Here is a 23153-nt window from a genome sequence, read left to right on the forward strand (position 1 = left end):
ATTTGAATAGGATCATTTCAGCTTGAGCCTTTCTATCGTAATTATCCCTTGTTTTTCCGCCTTTTCGAGCCCTTCTTTAGACCAATTTAACCAATCGCTTAACTGAGGCGTAGTGTGCACTAGTGCTGTACCATTTCGTCCAGTATCTTTAACTCGATATAACGCTAAATCGATAAGAAGCATAGAATGCTCCCACTGATGGAAATCGGTTTGTGAGTGCAGCCAAGGCAACCATATTGCTCCCATCGACATCGTAACAGGCAAAGGCAAGCCAAGCTTTTCGTGCAGACTAGTGAGCGCTTGATGCAACCTTGTACTAAGCGCTGTAAAGCTCTGTTTATTTGTGGATGGCACGATTAAGAGAAACTCTTCTCCACCCCAGCGCAGTAAGCAATCCTGCTCCCTACTTACATTTTCGATGGCGTCTGCCACATAACTTAATACACTATCGCCTTTATCATGACCGAATTCGTCATTGATACGTTTAAAGTTATCGAGGTCGATAAGAAATAGAGCGCATATCTCATCACTTTCGTTAGCTTGGCTTTGACGTGCATTAATTGCATCAAAAAGTTTGGGTAAATACTCTTTTATAGCTCTTCTATTACTTAAACCTGTTAACGGGTCTGTATTAGCTGCCTGTTTCAAATCAGCGTTTTTTTGTTCTAGCTCTTTGTTCACCCTCTCATAAGCAAGAGTGCGCTCTTCCACCATTTTTTCTAATATCTCGTTTCTTTTTATCAGCGCTCTTGTTCGAATAGAAAATAGCAGCCAACCAAGCAATACAATAGACAAAGCCATTACACTGCGTGCCCACCATGTTTCCCACCAATAAGGGACAACGCTGATAGGTATGGCGGTAGTTGGTCTCCATTGCTCATTACCTAATTTCGCTGACACCTCAAATACTAATTCGCCAGATGGAATATTCGTAAAATATGCGAGCTCACGCTGGCCGGCATGAATCCAACTTCCCTCTCCTTTTGAAAGCCGGTATCGATATTGGGGGACTTCTTCAGAGATAAACACTGGCTTGGTATAGGCGATTTCCAAATTTCTCTCACTCTGTAAATTGACACCAGAATAGTTTGAGGTTAATCGTGCTCCATTTTGATATACGCCAGTAATGACAACAGGCGAGATAAGAGGCTGTCGTTCTACAAGATCAATCGTCAAAACGCCCGCAAGAGTGGGATAGTAAATTTTATCTTCATAAACTACACCTCTATAATTACCCGCTCCATTGCAACATCTAACGTCTTTTCGTGACTTAAATGTGCCGTCGTCTCTAAGCACAATGTTTGGTCGAACTTCATTGTTGTAGAGATCAGGTAAATTGACCGAAAAGATGCCGCTGGCCCCAGACACCCAAAGCTCGTTTGCTGAAATATTAAGATTGAATAAATTTTGAAAGGGTAGTCCATTCCTTGTTGTATATTGTGTCCACTTTCCTTTTTTGTCTTTGTAGAAGAGCCCGTCACCATAGGTAGCAACAAAGAGATCACCATTGAGAGATTCAGTGATATTTGATACGAATGCGCTTTTTACCGTTGCCATAAACTGCTGTTTCCAAATTATTTCATTGAAAACATCAATATCGTTAGCACTGAATAACCCTGACTCTGTGCCAACCCATAACTGACCTGATTTTGTTCGGTAGATACTGCGTATCGACTGTCCACTAAAAAAAGGATCTTGGATAAATTTCCCATCATGCTGGTTAAATAAGCCATTATTTGTTCCAAGCCACAATCTACCGTTAGCTTCAAAAATGGTGTTGATTTGATAGCCTTCAAAACCACTGACCTCGGTAGTTTGTGAAGTTGTCATGCTGTACCTGTAAAGTCCATTGCGAGTGCCAACCCAAATAATATTGTCGTCAACAAACAAGCTGTAGGCATCGTTACCATCGAGCGAATTCTGTGAAACAATCATATTCCATTGGTCTTGCTCAGACAGTGTATACACGCCCATATTGGATGCCGCGTAGACCGTGTCTTTTACATTAAATGACCACACTCTTGCATCGGAGAATGGAAGGTCGGCCGCTGGACGAGAAATGGCTGAGGGCCAAAGAAGTACTAACCCATTTGCTTTGGTGCCTAGAAGTGTCAGGTCTCCATATTGATAGACAGTGATAATGTCATTGATTAAGTTGGGAGACACTGCCCCATTCATAGGCATTTGGGTTATTTCATCGCGTGGTCCTAACTCATAAAGAAGGTTATTTTCACCCACCAAAATAGGCAACCCGGCTGACCTCAGTAAAAGTGCCCTAATTTTTTGCGGTGAGACTGCCAAATTTTCGCTAAGAGCACACGCATTGCTATTATATCGATAGGAATGGAACTCATTATTTTTGAGAAGATATAAACGCTGGTTTTTTGCGTGCAGATGAGTGTATTGGCTATCAGCGTCTAGGCGGATCCTACATGTTTTTTTAGTGGATAAGTCGTGTGAGACGAGGACATTGTCCGCGCCTAGAACCCACACCATACTGCCATCTACACTTCCGTCACTAATTTTTTCTGGAGCAAATTTAAACTCTTGCGGGACACTTAACTCGTTATTGTTTGCGGACCAAAAAGACGAACCAAAAAACCATAGTTCTCCGTTTGAGGACTGCTCAATGCGCATTACCCTATCTTGACCTTTTTCGAAGGATATTCGCTTAAACACACCCTTACTATAATTAACTATACCGTTTGCGGTAGCAATCCAGACCTGCCCGGCCTCATCCACAAAAATATCGTCTATCCAGTTGGAAGGAAGTTCAGGTTCGTTTATCGTATTGATGATTTCAAATTTTCTGCCGTCAAAACGCGCAATACCATTTTCAGTCCCTATCCAGAATAGGCCTCTATGATCTCTAGCGATAGCGTGAACCGAAATTTGCGGAAGTCCTTCAGCTACTACTCGCTGCCCTTTTTCTATTACTTGCGCGTTTGAAACCTGCCAGTGTTCGATTCGGTAGTTTGTGGCTGAGGAGTCAGTGGCTTCATATGAGTGAGCGAGAGATAGAATATCAATTAAAACAAAAGCAACAAGCCAATACATGGCGGCGTATGTTGCACTTCGTGTACATTTTTTAAGTCTGTGTATACACATCAGCTATTGAAAACTCCAAGCAATAAAACGACTCAGCTTATTCCCCTGGCCCATATTGACAACTTTGTGCACTAATACGCAATCATTTTCAGTGGAGTAATATGCAAGGCTTTTCTTAATAGGTGCTAAATGTTCAGATTTAGACACTAAGCAGGTAAACCAACCCACATTGTCTTTAATCTCAATACTTTCTTTTATCATACGTTGTATAAACGCCAGCTCGCCTCCCTCACACCAGAGTTCGTTGGCTTGCCCTGCAAAATTCAAACTAGTACCAGCGTTACTTTCACGGGAGCTTGCAGAGGAGCCTTTTCCCGAGCGCTTTAACTTGTTTGCTGCTAAGTTTTTGCTCTTGCGGGTACTGCCGGCAAGTGCATCACGCTTAGATTTATGAAAAGGAGGGTTACACATCGTAAACGCGAAGCGCTCGTTGTTTTCTATAATATTCTTAAATATGTGCTCGGGCTTTATCTGTTGTTTTATGCTGATCAGTGGGCGTAGAACTTTGTTGCTTTTGACTATTTTCAACGCATTGTCACAAGAGTTTTTATCGATATCACTTCCCACAAAAGACCAGCCGTAAACTTGCGAGCCAATGATAGGATAGATGGCGTTTGCGCCCACTCCCACATCGAGCCCCTTGATATGGGCTCCTTTTACGGCTTCCGCTTTTTCATTACTGCGTACGTCAACGGCTGATTCAGCCAATAAATCGGCGATGCCATGTATATAATCGGCGCGCCCCGGTATTGGCGGGCATAAGTAGCCTTTTGGTAACTGCCAACGTTCTACATTGTAATAGTGTGCCAAAAGAGCGCCATTTAGCGCGACAACGGCATCAGGGTTTGCAAAGTCTATGCTTTTTTTGCCACTTTTGGCGTTTATGATGTGGGGCCTGAGCGCCGGGTATGACTCACAAAGTGCCGCCATAGGATAGCCGTCTTTGTGATAATTGCGAGGGTGCATTTTATAAACCTATAGCTGTGTAAACCTGTGGCGCTTAACAATCGCACACTTTTACTGTTGTTGCGGTATATGAAGTGCGTATTTTGCGTACAACGTTGACAATTTGCCACTATCCTTTAGCGTCTTCAACTGACTATCAAAGTGCCGCTTTAACCGCTTACCACGCTCGTTCATAACAAAAGACCAATACAGCTTATAATTGCCAATCTTGCTGGTTGTAAAAGACGAATCGGCATCTTTAGTTTCGCTTGACGTACTTTCGCTTGAGAGCAATGGAGAAACGATACTGTGTATGTCTACATAGTAGTCAATTTTTCCTTTTTTCAGCAAAGAGACTGCCTGCTCTGGGTCATTCACTGGGATCCCTTTTGCGTTGCGGGGTAACGCAACATAAAAGATATCTGATTCATAGCCGGCTCTGTATGCACCTACTTTATTGGCTAAGGCGTCTTTAGTGAGATACTCACCTTTTCTCGATACGAGATAAACGTCCTCGGTTAATAAAGGCCATTCTGATTGATAAAACGCAGTGTTTTGGGGAAGTGCGCCTGTCATATCTATGTTTCCCGTTGCGAGATTTTTTAACGTTCTCTTCCAAGGAAAGTACTCTACTGACATTGTGTACTGAGGTTCTTTGAAAATTTCGGACAAGAGTTCGTGATAAAACCCGGTTCCGTCACGCTCGGTAAAATTGGCCCACACATCTGTGCCCCACTTAATAGACTGGGGCGATGGCTGTGCAAAGATACTTGTCGACAACATTAATAAGACAATCGAAATTATCTGTTTCATCTATAACCACTTTTCATAAATGGATAAAGCCCCTAAATCAGATGGGCAAGAATAACGCAAAACAATAATCAAAATTAAGTTACGAGTTTTTCGCTGCGGCGGATTGAAAAATGTCGCATACTGGTTAAACAATGATCACATTGCGATAATAAACAATTAACAGATCGTACCACAAAAAAGGAAATTTATGAGAGCGTTATTAGTCTGTTCTATGATGTTTTTATACGTATATTCCTCTGCGAACGCAGAGGGCGAAATTTTAAGTATGAAAGCCCGTAGCGACATTATTGACCAAACGTTATCCCAGCGTTTTGAAACCGTATTGCCCCATATTATGCGAAGAGAAAACATTGATATGTGGGTTATTATGTCCCGAGAATATAACGAAGATCCTGTACTCAAAACCATGCTGCCTTCTACTTGGATATCGGCAAGACGTCATACTATGCTCGTTATTTACGACAAAGGTGAAGGCAAACCACTTGAGCGACTCGCAGTGGCGCGATATGCGGTAGCAGATAGTTTTGAGAAAGCATGGGATAAAGAAAAACAGCCAAATCAATTCAAAGCACTCGCCGATATTATTGAAAAAAGAAATCCTAAGAAAATTGCCATAAATGTATCGGAAGACTTTGCCCTTGCCGACGGCATGTCATCTTCTGAGAAAAGTAAATTCATGGCTTCGCTACCCGATGAATTCGAAAGCCGAGTAGTTTCCGGTGAGAGACTAGCTATTGGTTGGTTAGAAACGCGAAGTGATATGGAAATGGAGTATTATCCAATTTTAACTCAAATTGGACACAACCTTATTGCAACTGCGTTTTCAAACGAGGTAGTTACACCAGGCGTCACCACCACAGACGACGTGATTTGGTGGCTTCGCGACCAAACTACCGCGTTAGGATTAACAAACTGGTTTCACCCCACAGTGTCTATTCAAAGAGCAGATACTGAAGAGTTTGATCAGATTAAGGCATTTAGTAAACGCCCTGAAAAAAATATTATTCAGCCTGGCGACCTTATTCATGTAGATTTTGGCATTACCTACCTGCGGTTAAATACCGACCAGCAGCAACATGCCTACATCTTAATGCCTGGAGAGACCGACGCACCGAGTTATCTTAAAAAAGCCTTAGCCAATGCGAATAGACTTCAAGATATCTTGACAGGCAATTTTAGCGAAGGACTCTCGGGCAATGAAATTCTAATGCGTTCACGTAACCAAGCTATTAGTGAGGGTATTAAGCCGGCAATTTATACTCACCCTCTTGGTTTTCATGGTCACGCAGCAGGCCCCACTATTGGCATGTGGGATGCTCAGGAAGGCGTTCCTGTAAAAGGGGACTATCCCATGTATGAAAATACGGTTTATTCCATTGAATTAAATGCAGCAACAATGGTTAAAGAGTGGAATAAAGAGGTAAGAATAATGTTGGAAGAAGATGCTTTTTTTGACGGAAAGTCTGTGTCTTATCTAGATGGAAGGCAAACAAAGTTTCATTTGATTTCATCCCCTTCAAACTAAACTTTAGCACTTTCGATGTATAAAGCACTTCCGATGTATTAGAACACTGCATGGGAATGTAATTTCGAGAAGCAAGAGGAGCCTTTTGCATCATTGCAAAAGGCTCCTCAAATAATTTTTATTCTTCAGTCATGCGAACTTCAACATTCTTAGATTTGTAAGCTCGTACAAAGTCTGCGATATCTTTATGATTACAAATCACGGTCTCACCGCTTAAACCATATTTTTCTAATGCTTCGTCTTTACCGATGGATAAAGCTTCTAAACAGGCTTGCGACGCTGCATTTTTGTTTTTAGCTACAAGTGCAACTTTCTTAGCATCTGTAGAAGCAACGTTATTTCTGTACATGAAAGCAAATGTTCTAAGCGATTCACCATTACATCTTACAGAAGCACTAAACTCGTCAGCATCAAAACCATTAGCTCGCACCAAACGCATTGCTTTTTGATAGCCCTGATTGGCTGCGGTTAAACACGCTTGTGTTTCAATATTTTCAGTTACAGGTTGCAACTGGATATTTTTTGCAAAAGATGGAGCAACCGTAACGGAAGCGATAAGAGCAATAGCAAATGTAGACAGTTTCATAATAAACCCTATGTTGTAACTTAATTAGATTTCGCTGGAGCAATGTGCATATTATGACCAACAAAATCATAAAATAAAGCAAATTGTGTAATTAAATTACAAATAACGGTAATAAAAGCTACAAATAACGCAATTAATGAAATTAATTTACATTTAAAGATCAGCGTTTTCGAATTGTTTACAAAGCAAACAGCCCAGCAGAAAAACTCACTGGGCTTTTATTGGTAAAAAGAAGAGGTAACCATTGATATGTCAACTTATCAGGTCGTGCATCCAATTTAATGATGGCAATGGATTTTGCGGCTGATAGAAAAGCCGGTTTAGCCGACCAAGTAAATTGACAGAATGATGAGGCTCTTTCAGTTTTCTGCGATGCTCACTCTCTGTTTGCAAAAATTCCCAGGGCTGTAGGTTAAGGTGGTCAATTTCTTCCTGAGTGACACCAAGACCGTGAAGCGTAGACAATATTCGCTCTGTTTTGCTCTCTGCAATTAGAATAAGATCGTTGCTAAACATATCAGCGAGTGGTTCATTGACAGCCTCGAGGGTATGCTGAATAGCATGCCACACAGCGTCGTGACAAAACCGCCAGCCGCGAGGTGCATAATACCCTTCTATTTCCCACTCAAGTTCGGCATTACTTACCGCGATTGAGCTATCAGCCTCTGGAGAAAACGATAAGTCTGGCCTTGCCCCAATATTGTATGCGTCTACACTCATAGCAATACAAATAATTAGATCTCCACACTCTTTTTTATTCGAGTAAAGCGCCTCAAAAGCTGCTCTTTTTACGCCCATCCAGCCATGAACCTTTGAAGGTTGTTCAACAAAATGACGGACATCTTCAGGTAAATCCTCGCCATAACGTTCAATCAGCAAAGGAAGTGGATTTTGATTGGGGGCTTCGTCTGGCATCCATACTTCATACTCTTGACGATTATCGGCTTTACCACGGCTTTTTATGCCGTACGATAGGTTTACTGGACGGCAGATACTGCGATCTTCATCAACCTTATGAAAATACTCTGAACGCATTCGTTTTATAAAAGGTGCATCTAATCCCGCAAGCGCAGCAGTGGGGTAGCGGTAGCCAATTTCGCTGTTTTCTACCATTTTTAACGATGGAATTTGCGCCTCTAGCTTGGCTTTAACTCCTTTCAAAATATTGACAGTTGGCAACACAATACTTCGTTCTGGCTCTATAGTAAGCCTATTCCCATCTGCCGTAACAAACTTGGGCACTTTGTGAAACTCATAGTTTTCAACGCCTAATGAGGCCAATGCATTATCTCGATACTGCGACAATTCTGAGAAAAGCGCTGTGTGGTTTCGAATATGCTTAAATAATGGGCGAGATGGAGACATACCTTTTCCTTGTACTTATACGCAATTACCATGTTGTCATGATAATGCACATGGTTAAATGCGTTGCATAAAACTGTGTGTAATATTAGCCCCGCATTCAGATAACATATGCAGCTCTTGGCAGCATGACTGAGGCTATTAAAATTATGAGTTTTTAGAAAATCCCCCCTCCTGTTTACTGATCCAACGATAGAAAGCGATGCCAAATTTGAGCGCCAACATCATCGTAGTGTTTTACTAATTCAGAAAACTCTCTGCGCAAAGCTTCATCTGTTAGTGGCGAGGGTAAAAGAGGGTCAAAAACCAACTGGTGCAGGGCGTAATCTCCCACGTGAAATGATTCAAATGTCGCCTCTTCTAACGTTAGGTTTGGTAACCGCAATAGTGACGCTTCTAAATCAGATATGCCCTGCTTATACTGTTTTTCAAGTTCTTCAGTGTTCCACAGCTTACGAATTTTAGATTGCAGTTTTAGATCAAACTCACTAGCGCAATACACCACGGCCTGTTTGCTTAAACCTAACGTACAGAGTTTTTCTCTAACCACTGCCGCACCACCAGCTATATTCGCAGGCCTCAAGTACATATCAGTGAATACTTTTCTCAAGCCAACAATTTTTAAGGCGCGTTCGTTTTCTCGAGTTTGCTTTTTGTCGCTTTTCGACAGCATATTGGTTTGCACTGCAATCCAGCTTTCGTTCCAAGAAGGTAGTAGAGAAGATTCAGCATCTCGCCAACTATTTATCTCACGAGCAAACTTTTCTCCACCTTTGCCCAGTTGATAATATCCTCTATCAAGCAATGACAACATTTTTGTGCTTTGAAGCCGATTTAATGTCACTCTTATATTGTTTTCAGAAATTCCAAACAACTGGCCTACACGCACGGCACTGGCTGCCGTCATTTGCACGTTGTCTCGCGAGCCCAACAATTTTAGTAGTAACTTTCGCGCCACCGGCTTTTTTGCGCCTGTTTGTTTCAAAACACCTACCCTACCTTTACGTGTTATTTTTTTACCACTGCGGCTTTGATTGCCACGCGGTTTCAGCACCTTACCTATAGAATCTGTCTCTCATAAGGCAGCAATAGTTACTTTTATAACCCGTAAATCTGAAAATTACACAAACATTACTTGCTTTGACTTAATTTACCTTTATGTGTAATTTCTAATATAGGTAATAAAAATACAAGTAGTCAGCGAGTGTGGGTAAGACTTTACCGGCTAATGACATCATTCACAGAGGCGAGCAAGAAAATGACATCACCAAATAAATTTCAAACTCATGAGGTAGAAAACCAACCTCTGCCCCTGCCGCCCTACAACCTCTGGCTTGCAGACGAACTACTTCAGTGCTTTTTTTCTCAGCATTGCGATAAGCCGCTACCTTCTGTGTTGGAAAGTTTTGGGCATCTCGCTGGCCATAATCAATTTGAGCACGGTGAAGACGCTAATAAAAATAAGCCCGTTTTACACGCGTTTGACCGGTATGGACGTCGAATAGACGAGGTGAAATTTCACCCAAGCTACCATGCCTTAATGTCTTCGGCTATGGCTAATAAGGTGCACTCATACTCCTGGCAGAACTTAGATACACCGGGCAGCCACGTTGTTCGGGCGGCGCTTTTATATATTCACAGTCAAACCGATGCGGGTACCACCTGCCCATTAACCATGACCCATGCCGCAGTACCCGCCATACAACAAGGGAAAAACTTGCCCTCGTATTGGTTAACCAAGTTAGTAAACGGACAGTATGACCCCCGACAGCTTCCTGCTTTCAAAAAGGAAGGAATAACCGTGGGTATGGGGATGACTGAAAAACAGGGTGGTTCCGACGTAAGACGCAACACCACGCGGGCAGAAAAACGAGAAGATGGCAGTTATGCCATTACTGGACACAAGTTTTTCTATTCTGCACCAATGTGCGACGCACACCTTATTCTTGCGCAAGCAGAAGGAGGGCTAAGCTGTTTTCTTCTCCCTAGAATGTTAGAGAATGGCGCTTTAAACCACGTTCGTATTCAAAGACTTAAAGATAAACTTGGAGATTGGAGCAACGCTTCATCAGAAGTAGAGTTTCAAGAAGCAACCGCTTTCCTACTTGGCGAAGAGGGGCGCGGCGTTCCTGTCATCATTGATATGGTATCGCTCACGCGTCTAGATTGTATGATTGGCTCTTCAGCCCTAATGCGACAAGCCCTCGTGCAGGCTCTGCATCATGTGGGCGAGAGAGAAGCATTCGGTAAACTGCTGATTAACCAACCTCTGATGCAAAATGTAGTAGCAGATTTAGTGATTGAAAGCGCGGCGGCAACTGCACTTACCATGCGCGTTGCTAAAGCCGTAGACGCAAGCAGTAATAATGCTCACGAAGCTGCACTTGCCCGCATTACTACCGCTATTGGAAAGTATTGGGTGTGTAAACGCACGGCCACCTTCGTTAATGAGGCACAAGAGTGCCTTGGTGGAATTGGTTACGTAGAAGAGAATGCAATGCCCCGCCTTTATCGTCAGGCGCCATTGAATTCGATATGGGAAGGTAGCGGTAATGTGCAATGTCTGGATGTATTGCGCGCATTGTCAAAAGAGCCGGCAACCAAAAAGGCGCTGTTTGCAGAATTAAAAACAGCGGCAGGCAAAAATCCTCATTTCGATGTATTCGTCGAAGACTTGATAAAAGAATTTAGCAACACTGATTCTTTAGAAATACGAAGCCGACTCTTAACAGAGAAAACAGCCTTGGCCCTGCAAGCCTGTGTATTGCTAAACAATGAGCTTGTCGATATAAAAATCTTGGCGGAAAGCTTTTGCGAAAGTCGCTTAGCAGATCAACATGGGTTGGCGTTCGGCACCTTGCCTGCCACCACACCGTTCAAGGAAATCATTCAAATTGGCTCACTGAGAGCGCAAAGGATCTAGAAAGTTAATTCTGCCAGAATTCTTGTGACGCCCTGTAGACAGGAGAATTAACGACTTCATCTAATGCTGCGTTTATGCGATCTATTGCCTCTTTTCCCCACGCGTTATTGGTACACCCGACTGCGCCTGGAATCTTCTCTTCGCCCAACTCTGAGGTGTAATAAAATTGCAACTTGCTATCACCCTCCGTTAAGGTGAAATACTTCAGAATTGACGGATACTCCAAAGTAAAATCTACACGGCCGTATTCCAGTTGACGAAGAACACGAGTAGTAGCTTCTGTACCAGCAATAGGTGCATAACGAGGTGTTTGTTTCAGGCTATCGACCAAAACTTGAAGCGCATCTGGATATTTTCTCGAGATAGGTTGTGCAAACGTGAGCTTATTGCTCTTAACCAGTGCTTTCAGAGATACGCGCCCATTTTCATCTAAAAATGGCTCAATCGTCTTTGGGAGCGCGATGATACCCAATGGAGGATACAAGGTAGTCGCATTGGAAAAGCGCCATGTTGTATTGTGCTCTCGCTGAATAACGCACGGAAAACAAAGGTTTTCATTTTCCTCGGTATGTAAGTTAACCCGAGACTGAGGCATTACCACTGTCTCGTGTTTAACATCAGACATGATGGGCTTTAATTGCTTAACGAGCGCATCGCAAATTCCCTGAGCCCTATACTTTCCCTCGAAAATAAAAAAAGGCGGTGCAGGGTTTATAGCCCATGTGATGGATAGCCGTTCCTCTTCAGTTATGCCCTTTTCTTGGTTCTCTCTTACCCTGTTTTTTGCATCAAAACCAGTCTCAGCTTCAACAGTAAGAGCGCCGCCAACAGAGAAACCAACCGCGTTTACATTCATGCTGCTTATTAAAAATAGATTTAAAATGAAAATGACAAAAGGGAATTTAGACATGGTTCAAAAAGAGCAAATAAGATGTCTTAATGTTCTAATAAACGCCATTTAACTGCAATTGTTATTTTGTCTAATATTTATACGGCTGAGAGTAAAACATTATCGTTTACATTGCCGCTATCTTGCGTGATCATGAGCACATTATCATTGGGAGTGTGTATTTATGGATAGACGATGGCAACAAATTCAGCGCATCTTTTGCTTTTTCATTCTTTGTCTGGGTTTGAGCGGGTGTGCAGCAAGTGGCCCTACTGTCTCTTTAGATAAATCACAAGACTTTAAAGAATTTGATAGCTTTTTCGTAAAGTCACCGCTTAACAGTGTTAACCCAACACTTGAAAACAGTATTGCACAAGACATTACCTCGGCATTGTCAGAAAAAGGGCTTTCCTCTACTACTGAAAATTTAGCTGACGTAGTAGTAAGCTTTTTCCCTTACACAGAAACTAAAGAAGGTGGAGCTCAATTAAATATTGGGCTTGGTACTGGAACATTTGGTCGCTCTGGAGCCATTATGCTGGGCGGTGTATTGAGTGTTCCCGTTGGAGAGCAGTTCACCGACTATCAAAATCTTCAAATTGAGGTGATTAATAAAAGCACCGTTATATACAGTGCATCGGGAAGCATCGAAATTGAATCTAACGATGTTATTGCCGTTCAACAAGCGTTGAATCAGTTGGTGTTATCGCTACTCGATAGCTACCCTAGCATAAAAGACAAATAACAGGCAGGCGGGTTCTAATAGCGCTATGCTTTAAACTTACGCTACGCTTGAGAAGAAAAACTTGCTACAAAATTTAGGCACTAAATAAGATATGAATGAGCCCAAGTCGCTCTCGTTGCAGAAAAACCTTACAATAAGGCTACTGCGTGTATTACGGTATAACAAAGCACGAATAGAGCGTGCACTTAGCCTACTGCCAGAAGAGCACAGGCCACTTTTTCATGTCCTTCCATTTTTAATCCACGTCAATCACCCAGAATTACCTGGGTATATTGAATCTGCATCTGAAGCAGACAGCGTTCCTTTTGGTATTAACAATTACTCCTTTAGAAAAGACATTGAGCGGGCACTCAATCGTTGCTTTCCCTCTTTGCACGCGCTTTTTTCCGATATAAAGTCTGTGTGGCCGCGCCAACGCTGTATCGACTCATTAGTACTGATGGGAAGCACTGGCACTATTGCGCAAACCGACGATTCAGATTTTGACTACTGGGTATGCATTGATGGCAAACAATTTTCTTCACAATCAATGGATTTACTCTCGCAAAAACTCCAGGCAATAGAGCAATGGGCTGACAACAAATTCGGCATAGAAGTACACTTTTTCTTGTCTGATATCGAGAAAGTAAAAAGCAATGATTTCGGGGTTGCCGACGGTGAAAGTGCTGGGTCAGCACAAGCATTATTTTTAAAAGCAGAATTTTACAGCACTAATATTGTTGTAGCTGGTAAAGCACCGTTTTGGTGGCTAACCCCAGAAAAGGCAACAAGTAAACAGTACGAAGGTATTTTAAACAGTCTTGAGAAAGGTGGCTCTCCGGATCTCGACTGGTTTATGGATTTGGGTCACCTAGAACGGCTAGACGCCAGAGAATTGTTTGGCGCTGCTATTTGGCAGTTGGGCAAGGCTATGGATTCGCCGTTTAAGTCACTACTTAAAATGGCAAAGCTAGAGGTGTACCTTGCAAACATAGAAAATGACCAGCCTTTATGTAACTTGCTCAAAAAACATGTGCACTTGGGGACCGATGCTCCTGGCAAAGTCCCAGATATAGATCCTTATGCATTAATGTTCAACGAACTTATTGCACACTATACAGATAAGGGACAGCCAGAAGATATTCTAATTTTGCAGCAGTGCCTTTATTTAAAATGCGGCTGTAAGCTGAGCCAGTCGTTGTATGAAGGGGAAAAGCCGGACTTTAAGCGAAGAATTATAGCTGCTTATGCCAGAAGTTGGGGTTGGAGTCGTAAAAGCTTAGCGCATTTAGACAACATTCAAAACTGGAACTTTAACGAGCGCGTTCAGTTAAGTCGCCGCATACATCGCTTTTTACTCAAGTGTTACCGCCGAATATCCACCCAGCTAGACGGTCAAACCCAAATTATGGACGAAAAAGACATGACCGTTCTAGGGCGCCGGCTAAGCACATTCTATGGCAAGAAAAAGGATAAGGTTGAGTTTTTACGCAGAGCATTCGATGAAAGCTTATACTGCCCCACCGTCACCATATCGGTGAAATCACTTAAAAATGGAGATGAAGTGTGGACCGCTTACGCAGGCGATAAATTAAGTAAGTCGGGCATTATCGACGAGTCGCAAAAAATATCCCAAGCGTCCAATGCTATTGCGCTGTTAGTGTGGTGTGTCTCAAGCCGCATAATGGACACCAACACCAAGGTTCTCCTCGATTACAACTACTGCGAAATAAGCGAGCTTGACCTCAACGATATATTAAAACAGCTATGCACACTCTTTCCTCCAGTACGAGTGTCGGCTTTACCTCGGCATAATTTACTGGCTGCTGAGCGCATTGAAACCTGTATGGCTCTGGTGAATTTCCCTACCTTGCGCCAAAAGCCCACGGTGGAAGACGTATACGTACTTTATAATACATCGTGGGGAGAAACATTTTTAAAGCATGGTACCGATGTTCTAGACACCTTGTGGTACGAACTTTCAGAGGTATCCCCCAAGCCTAAATGCTATGTCATGGTGCCCAGAGGTAATCAGCAGTCTCGTATTCTAGGTGAGTTTTTAGAGTCAACTGAATTAAGTTTTACTGTTGTTCACTGAAAAATAACGATCTTCTCTTTCTCCACTTATCTATCTTCTTTTTTAGAAAAATTGTGCAAAAAACTTGCAAATATCGATTACAGGTGTAATCTTAACTCAAAGACTACAATTGTAATCCAATTTTTGTCCCGCTATCTTCGAAGTACATATAAGTAAGGCAAAAAGAGAATTCACTGACAAAAACAGACGCAAAATAGTAACCAGTTAAGGAAAGGAAAAGAAAACCTGATGTCGAAACCAGATATTTCTAACGCAGAACTCGATGTATTGAACGCACTTTGGAACAAGAGTCCAGCGACTTCCAGCGAGGTGGTTGAAATGTTGAGTACACACAAAGACTGGCATGAAAAAACGATAAAAACACTGTTGGGAAGGTTGGTAAAAAAAGGAGTGTTAGGCTACGAAAAACAGCAGCGCCAATACCTTTATTATCCGCTTATTGCTAAACAAGACTATGCCGCCAAAGAAACCGAAAGCTTTGTAGGTAAGCTGTTTAAGGGAAAAATCACCCCTCTTGTAACTGGGTTTGCCAGTCAAAATAGTTTATCAAAAGACGATGTAGATGAATTAAAAGCTTTCATTGCAAAATGGGAAGAGAACAATGACTGATTGGCTTCTTGCACAACAAGGTGTGCTTAGCATCTCACTTGCCTTTTTGCTCATTGCAGAGCGATACACGCACAAACTCGGCACCTTTTTTACCTACAGACTGTGGCTATTAGTGCCGCTTGCGCTCTTAATGAATAATCTGCCGAATGCTTTGACGTCAGTGGGCAACTCTTCATTGTCAAAATTTGTTGTGAACGTGAAACCCGAGGCCACTATTCAGCATGTTGATATAGTTTTGTATATATGGGCACTCGGTGCGGGCTTCATCGCTCTATATGCTGCTGTTCAATATTCAGCACTTCATGCTTCGCTGGTAAAAAGTGACACCAAATATCCCAGTATCTTTTATTCTACTAAGATAAACACCCCCATGCTTTTTGGCTTTCTAGTACCCAAAATTGTGCTACCTCAAAGCTTTCAGCAAATATTCTCTCATGCTCAGCAAAACATGATTTTAAAGCACGAATTAACCCACAAAAAGCACGGCGATCATCTATGGAATGGTCTTGCGCTTATTGCTGTTACTGTGTTTTGGTTTAACCCACTCACTTGGTTAGCACTTAGGGCATTCCGCGTTAACCAAGAGCTAGCATGCGACACAAAAGTATTATCAAACAAGACCAGTGAAGAGACACTTATTTACGCAAAGGCACTGGTAGTCAGTGCCGAGCAAAACCCACAGACAGTCAGTCTGTACCCTACCTTTGGAGAGAAAACTACTATGCAAAAACGATTAATGCTGATGAAAAATAAAGCAAACCCAAATAAATTAGTAACCCTAACTTCAACGCTGCTTGCCGCTTTGCTCATGGTAAATACTGCAATGGCCAATATGCCGCCACCGCCAAAAAATGAAAAAAACAATAGTGAAATCAATGCTGCCCCACCAGTTAAACGCGTGTCGCCAATTTATCCAGAGCAAGCAGTAAAAGAAAATCAGGAGGGTTTTGTTGTTCTACAGTTTGATATTACAGAGCAAGGCACCACTGACAATGTCACCATTGTGAAGTCGTCACCCGATGGTATGTTTGATGAAAGTGCGCGTACTGCATTGAAGCAATGGGAATACAAGCCTCGAATTAAAGGCGGAAAAGCGATGAGACAAACTGGGCTTTTAGTGCAGCTAGACTATAAATTAGGACCAGACCAAGCACAGTAAACAAGGATGATATTTCAGTAGAATACTAAAAGGAGCGGAAGCTCCTTTTAGTGTTTTCAGTTAAAAAGTGCGATGTAATCACACTTTATATACTCGCGCCTACTTGCGCCGAGTTGCTCGAACTTTATTCGCCAAGCTCGACCGTTCAGGCTTTTAGATGAGGGGCGCAAGTTTCTGCCACTTTTTTGGCATCGAATATTTCTATCCAATAACCGTCAGGGTCTTTTATAAAGGCTATTCCTTTCATACTCCCATCATTGAGTTTCTTCTGAAAAGGTACTCCTAGCGTCTCAAATCGTTCGCAGGCAGCTTCAGCATCGGGAACATGAAACCCAATATGTCCAAACCCCTTAGGCTCACTGTTACCGTTGTGATAGGACACAGTTTCTGGGGTATCGTCCCAATTATGGGTAAGCTCTAACATAGCAGGGCGGCCAAAGGTTTGCTTTGTTCGCGTTTCAGCATCTTGGCTTACATCGGAAAAGTCATCACCGGCGGCTAGAAAATAAAGGGTAAATTTCATATCTTCAAAGTCGAGCCGTTTTATTAACGTCATACCCATAATACGGGTGTAGAAATCTAAGGTACGCTTTGGGTCAGCAATACGCAGCATGGTTTGATTGAATACGAAACCCCGTGTGGCATCGCTTTTTTCTTCGCAAAGACCTTCTGCACTATCAAAATGTCTACTCATGAACTATTTCCTTATTAAAGTAAGATGATTATAGATATGATAGCGAGCAGCCAGAGATCAACTGTTGTTCAACAACATTTCCCTGCCACCTGGCGCCCCTCAATTACATGCGATTCAAAACAAAGGCTATCCTTTACCCCACACTGAATCAGATGGTTTGTTTACCACCTTGTACTTATTGCTTGTCTTGGTAGCCGTTTTTTGCGGTTTTTTAACCGCCTTGCTCTTTGAAGCAAATGCGTTTTGACTAGACGAACGGGGCTTTATATTTTGGCGATACTTGATAACCATACCTTGAAGCAAGTTACGCACTACCTGATCGCCTGCTGCTTTATAGTTACGATGGTCCGGTTTTCTAAATAGGGCTGACAGTTCACTCTTGCCTATTCTGAAGTCGGCTAACAGCAAAACGTTGATCATATCTTCGTCTTTGTAGCTCATTGCTATACGAATTTTTCTCAAGATTTCGTTATTACTCAAGCGCTCTTTCGGGCCCAATATTTTTGGAGCTTGTCCCTCTTGCTTCCCACGATTTTTGATGATCAAACCATCTAAAAACAACGCAAGAATTTTATCTCTACAAGGCAAATAACCTTCTTCGTCTTCTTTCTTCATAATGCTATGCAGATAACCTATGTCCATATCGTAATCCACCAGCTTAAAAATACTGATAGCGGCGGTATCGTTTATCGCAAGCGCATAGCGAATACGGCGTAAAACATCGTTGTGGAACATGGATGGAAACCTTAAATAGAGATGGAAGTGCTAGTGAATGAGTAAATACTGGGCCTGTTTGCCACTGTAATAGTTTAACGTAATTACGAATTTACCGCTATCTCGGTCTTCCATCATCCATTTAACAGAGCTAAAACCATCAAACCTGCTTAGCGCCATTGCAAGGCGCTAAGCTTTTAGATTATTTAAGGTGGGTATTGAAGAAATCGACTGTTCTTTGCCAAGCAAGCTCAGCATCTTTCGGACTATAGCGACTTGTCGAATCGTTATGAAAACCGTGCTGAGCTTTACTGTATACATGGGCTGTATACTGGGCATTATTGGCTTTAAGCACTTTTTCGTATTCGGGCCAGGTCGCATTGACTCGTTTATCGTTTTCACCAAAGTGTAACAATAGCGGCCCCTTTACCTTACCTTGTAATTCTGATGATGCAGGCGTGCCGTAAAATGGCACTGCAGCGTCTATTTTACTCGGCAGTGTGGCTGCCAGTAAATTACTGATGTAACCACCAAAACAGAAGCCCACAACTCCTAGCTTATCGGTTGTCATTTTATGCGCATTCAGCCATTGTGCCGCAGCAATGAAGTCTTGCTCAATTTTATCTCTATCGAGACTTCGCTGCATGGCTCTACCTTCATCATCATTTCCAGGATAGCCACCTAATGGAAAAAGCGCATCTGGTGCAAAGGCAATAAAGCCTTGCATTGCTAAACGTCTTGCCACGTCTTTTATGTAGGGATTTAGCCCCCTGTTTTCATGAACAACTAGCACCGCTGGCATGGGCTTGTCGTTAGCTGGCGTGGTAGGAACCACGAAATACCCACCGCCTGTGCCATGGCCTTGGGCAGATGGAAACTCTTCATAGGTAGCTTTAATTGCCGGGTTGTTAAAAGATACTTGCTCAGCTTTGGCATAGTTTGGAATAAGCGCGCTGCCTATAACACCCGCTGACAAGCCGGCTATAGACAATGACGCGATACGCGTTAAAAAAGTGCGCCTGTCTATATCGCCATGCGCATATTCGTCGTACCAGTCAAATGCTTCTTGTGGAATGGTTAGTGTTTCTTCATTTGTTTTCATTATCTTTACCTATTGAGCTTTTTTCTATTGAGCTTTTACCTACCAAGATTGTACCTACAAAGCTTTATTGGCTTAGAAAAAAGGCAGTAACTCATTATTAATAATCTGTCGTTCAAGTTTTGCGTATTGGTCTTTTCTCTGCAGTGAAAGGCAAATACACATGACTCAAGGTGCTTGATTGGACAAAATTTATCCAGCATTACTTTGTTGAAAACCGACCAACGGCAGGACTTTTCGGTCTAGTATCATTTGTATGAATAGACGCCTTTAAGCCAAGGTATTTAAAGCATGTGGGCATGCTGTCTATCTAACAAATTTGTAATTTCCCTGTGCAATATTTCAACTAAAGTATTAGCTATATAACACCTCAAAATAACCTTATAACTTAAAGGGTTATAGGAGTCACTTATGATTAAGCTAAGCCTAAAAGCGCAACTCCGATTGGCATTTGTTTTGGTTTTACTCATCGTTATTATTATTTCGTCATCGGCGCTAATGAGTGCCAGCAAAACTGCTTCTTCGTTTTCTGCATACCAAAATCAAACAGCTAACGCGACAATCGTTTCTCAGCTTCAAGAGGGGTTGTTAATGGCTAGAGTCCAGGCAATAAAGTATTTTTCAGACCAATCAAATAGCTATGTCAAAAATTTCAATGAGTGGGCAAAACTCGTTGATAAATACCTCAATGTTGCGAATAGAGAGTTCGTCGACGCACAGAACAAACAAAATGTACGACTTCTCGAATCCAAGTTTTCTGAATACAAAGATGCCTTCGCTAATTTAACGAAGCTTTACGAAAATGGTGTCGAGCTTTCTCGATCTATGCTTTCAACCCGCAATTCCCTAATAGACGATAGATTGAACAAACTCGGGCCGGAAATGGCGTCGCTGCTAGAAGCAACAAACACACGGATAACCAGTATTCAGAATGAGCTGGGACAGGACGTTGATAGCGTTGTTAGTATATCGAATACAATCATCTTTGTGCTTGTTGTCTTTGCTTGTATCACATGTATTGTTATTGCGTATTTTTTGCCAGAAAAAATATTAAGGCCTGTCGGCGGCGAGCCTAAAGATATAAAACACATTGCCGATCAGTGCGCAGACGGCAATTTAACTTCCATTTCCACAAGTGTCGACGATAAAGAGGGGATCTACAGAGCACTAGCAAAAATGGCAGCGGAGCTAAAAAACGTGATTGGGGATATTCGGTTGGCGTCAACGAACGTTAACGCTCTCTCTGGCGGTTTGTCTGATATGTCGAAAACTACCTCATCAAGCGCACAGCAGCAAATGGATACACTTAATCAAATTGCGGTTGCCATGGAGCAGATGACTACCACCATTATTCATGTTACCGAAAATGCGCAGCATGCTGCAGATTCCGCTGGTCACGCTAATTCTAGTGTTGTATCAGGCAGGCATGCCATAGAGCAAAGCGCCCAAAGTCTCAAACTTCTTGTCGAAAAAATTGAGCTTGTCTCTTCCTCTATCGATAGTTTAACAACAGAGGCAGATAGTATGAGTGGTGTTTTAAAAACAATTAATGATATTGCCGAACAAACCAATTTACTTGCTTTAAACGCAGCCATTGAGGCCGCCCGAGCGGGTGAACAGGGCAGAGGGTTCGCGGTAGTGGCTGATGAGGTGAGAACGTTGGCCACTCGTACCCAGCAAAGCACTCACGACATTCAAAACAAGCTCATTAGCCTGAAGCGCGAATCTGGCAGTGCTGTGCGTTTAATGGCGGAAACCTCGCAAGAAGCTCAATCCACACAAACTGCATCACAACGGGCTCAGCATGAATTCGAAGCCATAGATAATGCGGTTAATCAAATTAACTCAATGAATCAACAAATTGCCTCATCGGCTGAAGAACAAGCGACGGTGGCTAAAGAAATAAATGAATTGATAGTAGGCGTAAACTCACTTGCCGAGGAGACATCAACAACCGCTACAAAAACCGATGAAAAAGTGTCGGAACTTACCGCAACTGCACAGACGCTAGAAAAGCGATGTGCATACTTCAGCGTTTAAATAAAAACGGCTTTCTGATCAGTGATTTGGTTTTTCAATCTAGGTTTTATTGCCATCTGCATTGCCATCAAGTTCGGACTTTTCAGGCAACGCAGACGGCTATAATGGCTCATTAATGGCAACTAGAAATTACGAGGTTGGCATTACGTAAACCTCCCTTACGCAAGCCTTATCACTGCTCGATAAGGCATACATTACGGCATCGGCAATGTCTTCTGGGGCAAGTTTGTCTTCTTTGGGTTCATCGAAAAACGGTGTATTCACCATTCCCGGGCAAATGGTGGTGCATTTACCACCCCACTCGCGCATTTCCTCGGCGAGGTTTAAGCCGAAACCATAAGCAAACCATTTACTTGCACCGTAAACCGAACCTTTAAGTGCAATTCTTCCTGCAACAGACCCCGTTAACAAAAAGTGTCCTTTGCTCTCTCTAAGAAACGGAAGCCCTGCTTTGGCGGTATATAAAAGCCCGTTTACGTTTGCTCCTAACATGGTAGACCAATCGCTAACATTTCCCTGCTCAATACCTGGTTGGTTTGCTCCTGTACCCGCATTAGCGAAAACCGCATCGATGTGGCTAAAATGCGTGTTAATTTTTTCAAAAGCGTTTTCCAGCGCTTCGTATTCACTGACATCCGCAGCTACAGAGAAAGCATTTTCGCTACCCAACTCGTCAACTAGCTTATTCAGCTTATCTTCGCTTCGAGCAATAAGTGCAACACGATGGCCTTCATTTACAAGCGCTGTTGCCGTTGCCTTACCAATACCGCTAGAGGCCCCGGTAATAACAACGACTTTAGATTCACCGTTATCGTTTTGACCTGCTTTACTGCTTGCGGTGTGATCACGACTCATATTAATAATCTCCTAATATATGTGGCAAAATACGTAGAGAACGCCCTTTTCGTGTAAAGGCGTAGGTTCTAGCAAAACAGGTGCAAAAAACAAACCAGATAAACACTCGAAGAAAAACACTTTACCATCTGATAAAAATAATAATTTTATAAAAAAAGAAAGAACAACCAGTGTATTTACTGGCTTAATTTTCAAAAAAGCAGGTAGGATTTACACAGCGATTACGCTTATCTACAACCCATGTGTCGCTTACAGGGGCTGTTGGTCTCAGGTGGCTATATTTTTCATTGCTACCGAGTACTTTTTCTGGCATTTTTCCGCTCGTTTTTTCTCATCGTTTTACCTTTGGACGTAACTTATGAGTTGGGCCACTCTTTCACTGTTTATACCGACATTTTTCTTTGTATCTATTACACCAGGTATGTGTATGACGCTGGCTCTAACACTAGGAATGAGCATTGGTGTAAAACGCGCTCTATGGATGATGTTAGGTGAGCTTGCTGGAGTAGGTTTAGTTGCTACACTCTCTTCCATTGGCGTTGCAGCGCTATTGCTTAACTATCCAAATATATTCACGGCGCTCAAATATATCGGTGGAGCATATTTGTTTTATATTGGTGTTCAAATGTGGCGTTCACGAGGAAAAATGGCACTAAAGCACAGTGGTGAAAACCAACAGGCTTCTCGTATTGCTTTAATATCTCAAGGCTTTATTACCGCAATTGCAAACCCCAAGGGATGGGCCTTTTTTATTGCCTTATTGCCTCCCTTTATCGAGCCCACACGCTCGCTAACAAGTCAGTTGGTTAGCTTAATTGCCATTATTTTAGTACTTGAATTTACCTGTTTGCTAATTTATGCATCTGGGGGGCGCACTTTACGCTCGATGTTGATGAAAAGTGATAACGTACAGATTATGAACCGAATTGCAGGTACGCTAATGGTAGGCGTGGGGATGTGGTTGGTGGCAACCTAGTGTCTTCATTTTAGATCTAAATTCGCTGTATTTT

At 42.4% G+C, this 23153-nt stretch carries 19 protein-coding genes; 8 read left to right on the plus strand and 11 right to left on the minus strand.

Annotation, left to right across the window (positions count from 1 at the left end; all coding sequences use genetic code 11):
* Positions 1-12 precede the first annotated feature (12 nt).
* From GTW09_RS09040 to GTW09_RS09050, 3 genes are read right to left on the minus strand one after another with little or no spacing between them, the layout of a single operon-like run.
* Positions 13-3108, minus strand: coding sequence for a ligand-binding sensor domain-containing diguanylate cyclase (locus GTW09_RS09040; protein ID WP_163111613.1), 3096 nt, complete (start codon positions 3106-3108; stop codon positions 13-15).
* A 3-nt stretch (positions 3109-3111) separates the two neighbouring features.
* Positions 3112-4074: a 23S rRNA (adenine(1618)-N(6))-methyltransferase RlmF gene (gene rlmF / locus GTW09_RS09045; RefSeq protein WP_163111614.1), complete on the minus strand. Its 963-nt coding sequence runs from the start codon at positions 4072-4074 to the stop codon at positions 3112-3114.
* Positions 4075-4125: 51 nt separating this feature from the next.
* Positions 4126-4866, minus strand: coding sequence for a substrate-binding periplasmic protein (locus GTW09_RS09050; RefSeq protein ID WP_163111615.1), 741 nt, complete (start codon positions 4864-4866; stop codon positions 4126-4128).
* 187 nt (positions 4867-5053) lie between these two features.
* Between GTW09_RS09050 and GTW09_RS09055 the strand changes: the two genes are divergently transcribed.
* Positions 5054-6391, plus strand: coding sequence for a M24 family metallopeptidase (locus GTW09_RS09055; RefSeq protein ID WP_163111616.1), 1338 nt, complete (start codon positions 5054-5056; stop codon positions 6389-6391).
* Between the two features lie 118 nt (positions 6392-6509).
* On the opposite strand, the gene GTW09_RS09060 is transcribed toward GTW09_RS09055, so the two are convergent.
* The 3 genes from GTW09_RS09060 to GTW09_RS09070 all read right to left on the minus strand — a co-directional run bounded on the left by GTW09_RS09060 (position 6510) and on the right by GTW09_RS09070 (position 9324).
* Positions 6510-6977, minus strand: coding sequence for a DUF3718 domain-containing protein (locus GTW09_RS09060; protein ID WP_071980257.1), 468 nt, complete (start codon positions 6975-6977; stop codon positions 6510-6512).
* Between the two features lie 252 nt (positions 6978-7229).
* Positions 7230-8342, minus strand: coding sequence for a hypothetical protein (locus GTW09_RS09065; protein WP_163111617.1), 1113 nt, complete (start codon positions 8340-8342; stop codon positions 7230-7232).
* A 175-nt stretch (positions 8343-8517) separates the two neighbouring features.
* On the minus strand, positions 8518-9324 hold the full coding sequence (locus GTW09_RS09070; RefSeq protein WP_163111618.1) for a PaaX family transcriptional regulator C-terminal domain-containing protein: 807 nt from the start codon (positions 9322-9324) through the stop codon (positions 8518-8520).
* Positions 9325-9597: 273 nt separating this feature from the next.
* Here GTW09_RS09070 and GTW09_RS09075 point away from each other — a divergent pair, with 273 nt between their 5' ends.
* Complete coding sequence (locus GTW09_RS09075) at positions 9598-11262, plus strand: acyl-CoA dehydrogenase family protein (RefSeq protein WP_163111652.1); 1665 nt, start codon at positions 9598-9600, stop codon at positions 11260-11262.
* A 4-nt stretch (positions 11263-11266) separates the two neighbouring features.
* Here the strand turns inward: GTW09_RS09075 and GTW09_RS09080 are convergent, their stop codons facing one another.
* Positions 11267-12118 (minus strand): hypothetical protein, encoded by an 852-nt coding sequence (locus GTW09_RS09080; protein WP_163111619.1) that lies wholly within the window; start codon positions 12116-12118, stop codon positions 11267-11269.
* A gap of 217 nt (positions 12119-12335) precedes the next feature.
* On the opposite strand from GTW09_RS09080, the gene GTW09_RS09085 reads away from it, so the two are divergent.
* The 4 genes from GTW09_RS09085 to GTW09_RS09100 all read left to right on the plus strand — a co-directional run bounded on the left by GTW09_RS09085 (position 12336) and on the right by GTW09_RS09100 (position 16741).
* Positions 12336-12896, plus strand: a complete 561-nt coding sequence (locus tag GTW09_RS09085) for a DUF4136 domain-containing protein (protein ID WP_163111620.1) — start codon at positions 12336-12338, stop codon at positions 12894-12896.
* 91 nt (positions 12897-12987) lie between these two features.
* Positions 12988-14973, plus strand: coding sequence for a class I adenylate cyclase (locus tag GTW09_RS09090; protein WP_163111621.1), 1986 nt, complete (start codon positions 12988-12990; stop codon positions 14971-14973).
* Between the two features lie 228 nt (positions 14974-15201).
* Positions 15202-15582, plus strand: coding sequence for a BlaI/MecI/CopY family transcriptional regulator (locus GTW09_RS09095; RefSeq protein WP_163111622.1), 381 nt, complete (start codon positions 15202-15204; stop codon positions 15580-15582).
* Complete coding sequence (locus tag GTW09_RS09100; protein ID WP_163111623.1) at positions 15575-16741, plus strand: M56 family metallopeptidase; 1167 nt, start codon at positions 15575-15577, stop codon at positions 16739-16741. Before GTW09_RS09095 ends, GTW09_RS09100 begins: the two co-directional genes overlap by 8 nt.
* A gap of 145 nt (positions 16742-16886) precedes the next feature.
* Here the strand turns inward: GTW09_RS09100 and gloA are convergent, their stop codons facing one another.
* The 3 genes from gloA to GTW09_RS09115 form a co-directional block, all read right to left on the minus strand.
* Positions 16887-17435 (minus strand): lactoylglutathione lyase, encoded by a 549-nt coding sequence (gene gloA / locus GTW09_RS09105; RefSeq protein ID WP_071980264.1) that lies wholly within the window; start codon positions 17433-17435, stop codon positions 16887-16889.
* 126 nt (positions 17436-17561) lie between these two features.
* The gene (locus tag GTW09_RS09110; RefSeq protein WP_071980265.1) at positions 17562-18170 is read right to left on the minus strand and encodes a YehS family protein; all 609 of its coding nucleotides are present in this window, start codon (positions 18168-18170) and stop codon (positions 17562-17564) included.
* Positions 18171-18351: 181 nt separating this feature from the next.
* Complete coding sequence (locus GTW09_RS09115) at positions 18352-19251, minus strand: dienelactone hydrolase family protein (RefSeq protein ID WP_163111624.1); 900 nt, start codon at positions 19249-19251, stop codon at positions 18352-18354.
* 408 nt (positions 19252-19659) lie between these two features.
* Here GTW09_RS09115 and GTW09_RS09120 point away from each other — a divergent pair, with 408 nt between their 5' ends.
* A complete protein-coding gene (locus GTW09_RS09120; RefSeq protein WP_163111625.1) occupies positions 19660-21288 on the plus strand; it encodes a methyl-accepting chemotaxis protein in 1629 nt (542 codons plus the stop codon).
* A 129-nt stretch (positions 21289-21417) separates the two neighbouring features.
* Here GTW09_RS09120 and GTW09_RS09125 read toward each other — a convergent pair whose 3' ends face one another.
* Complete coding sequence (locus GTW09_RS09125) at positions 21418-22143, minus strand: SDR family oxidoreductase (protein ID WP_163111626.1); 726 nt, start codon at positions 22141-22143, stop codon at positions 21418-21420.
* 358 nt (positions 22144-22501) lie between these two features.
* On the opposite strand from GTW09_RS09125, the gene GTW09_RS09130 reads away from it, so the two are divergent.
* Positions 22502-23119 (plus strand): LysE family translocator, encoded by a 618-nt coding sequence (locus GTW09_RS09130; protein ID WP_163111627.1) that lies wholly within the window; start codon positions 22502-22504, stop codon positions 23117-23119.
* Positions 23120-23153 lie beyond the last annotated feature (34 nt).

The organism is Alteromonas hispanica (assembly GCF_010500915.1).
In the GTDB taxonomy this organism is placed as follows: Bacteria; Pseudomonadota; Gammaproteobacteria; order Enterobacterales; family Alteromonadaceae; genus Alteromonas; species Alteromonas hispanica.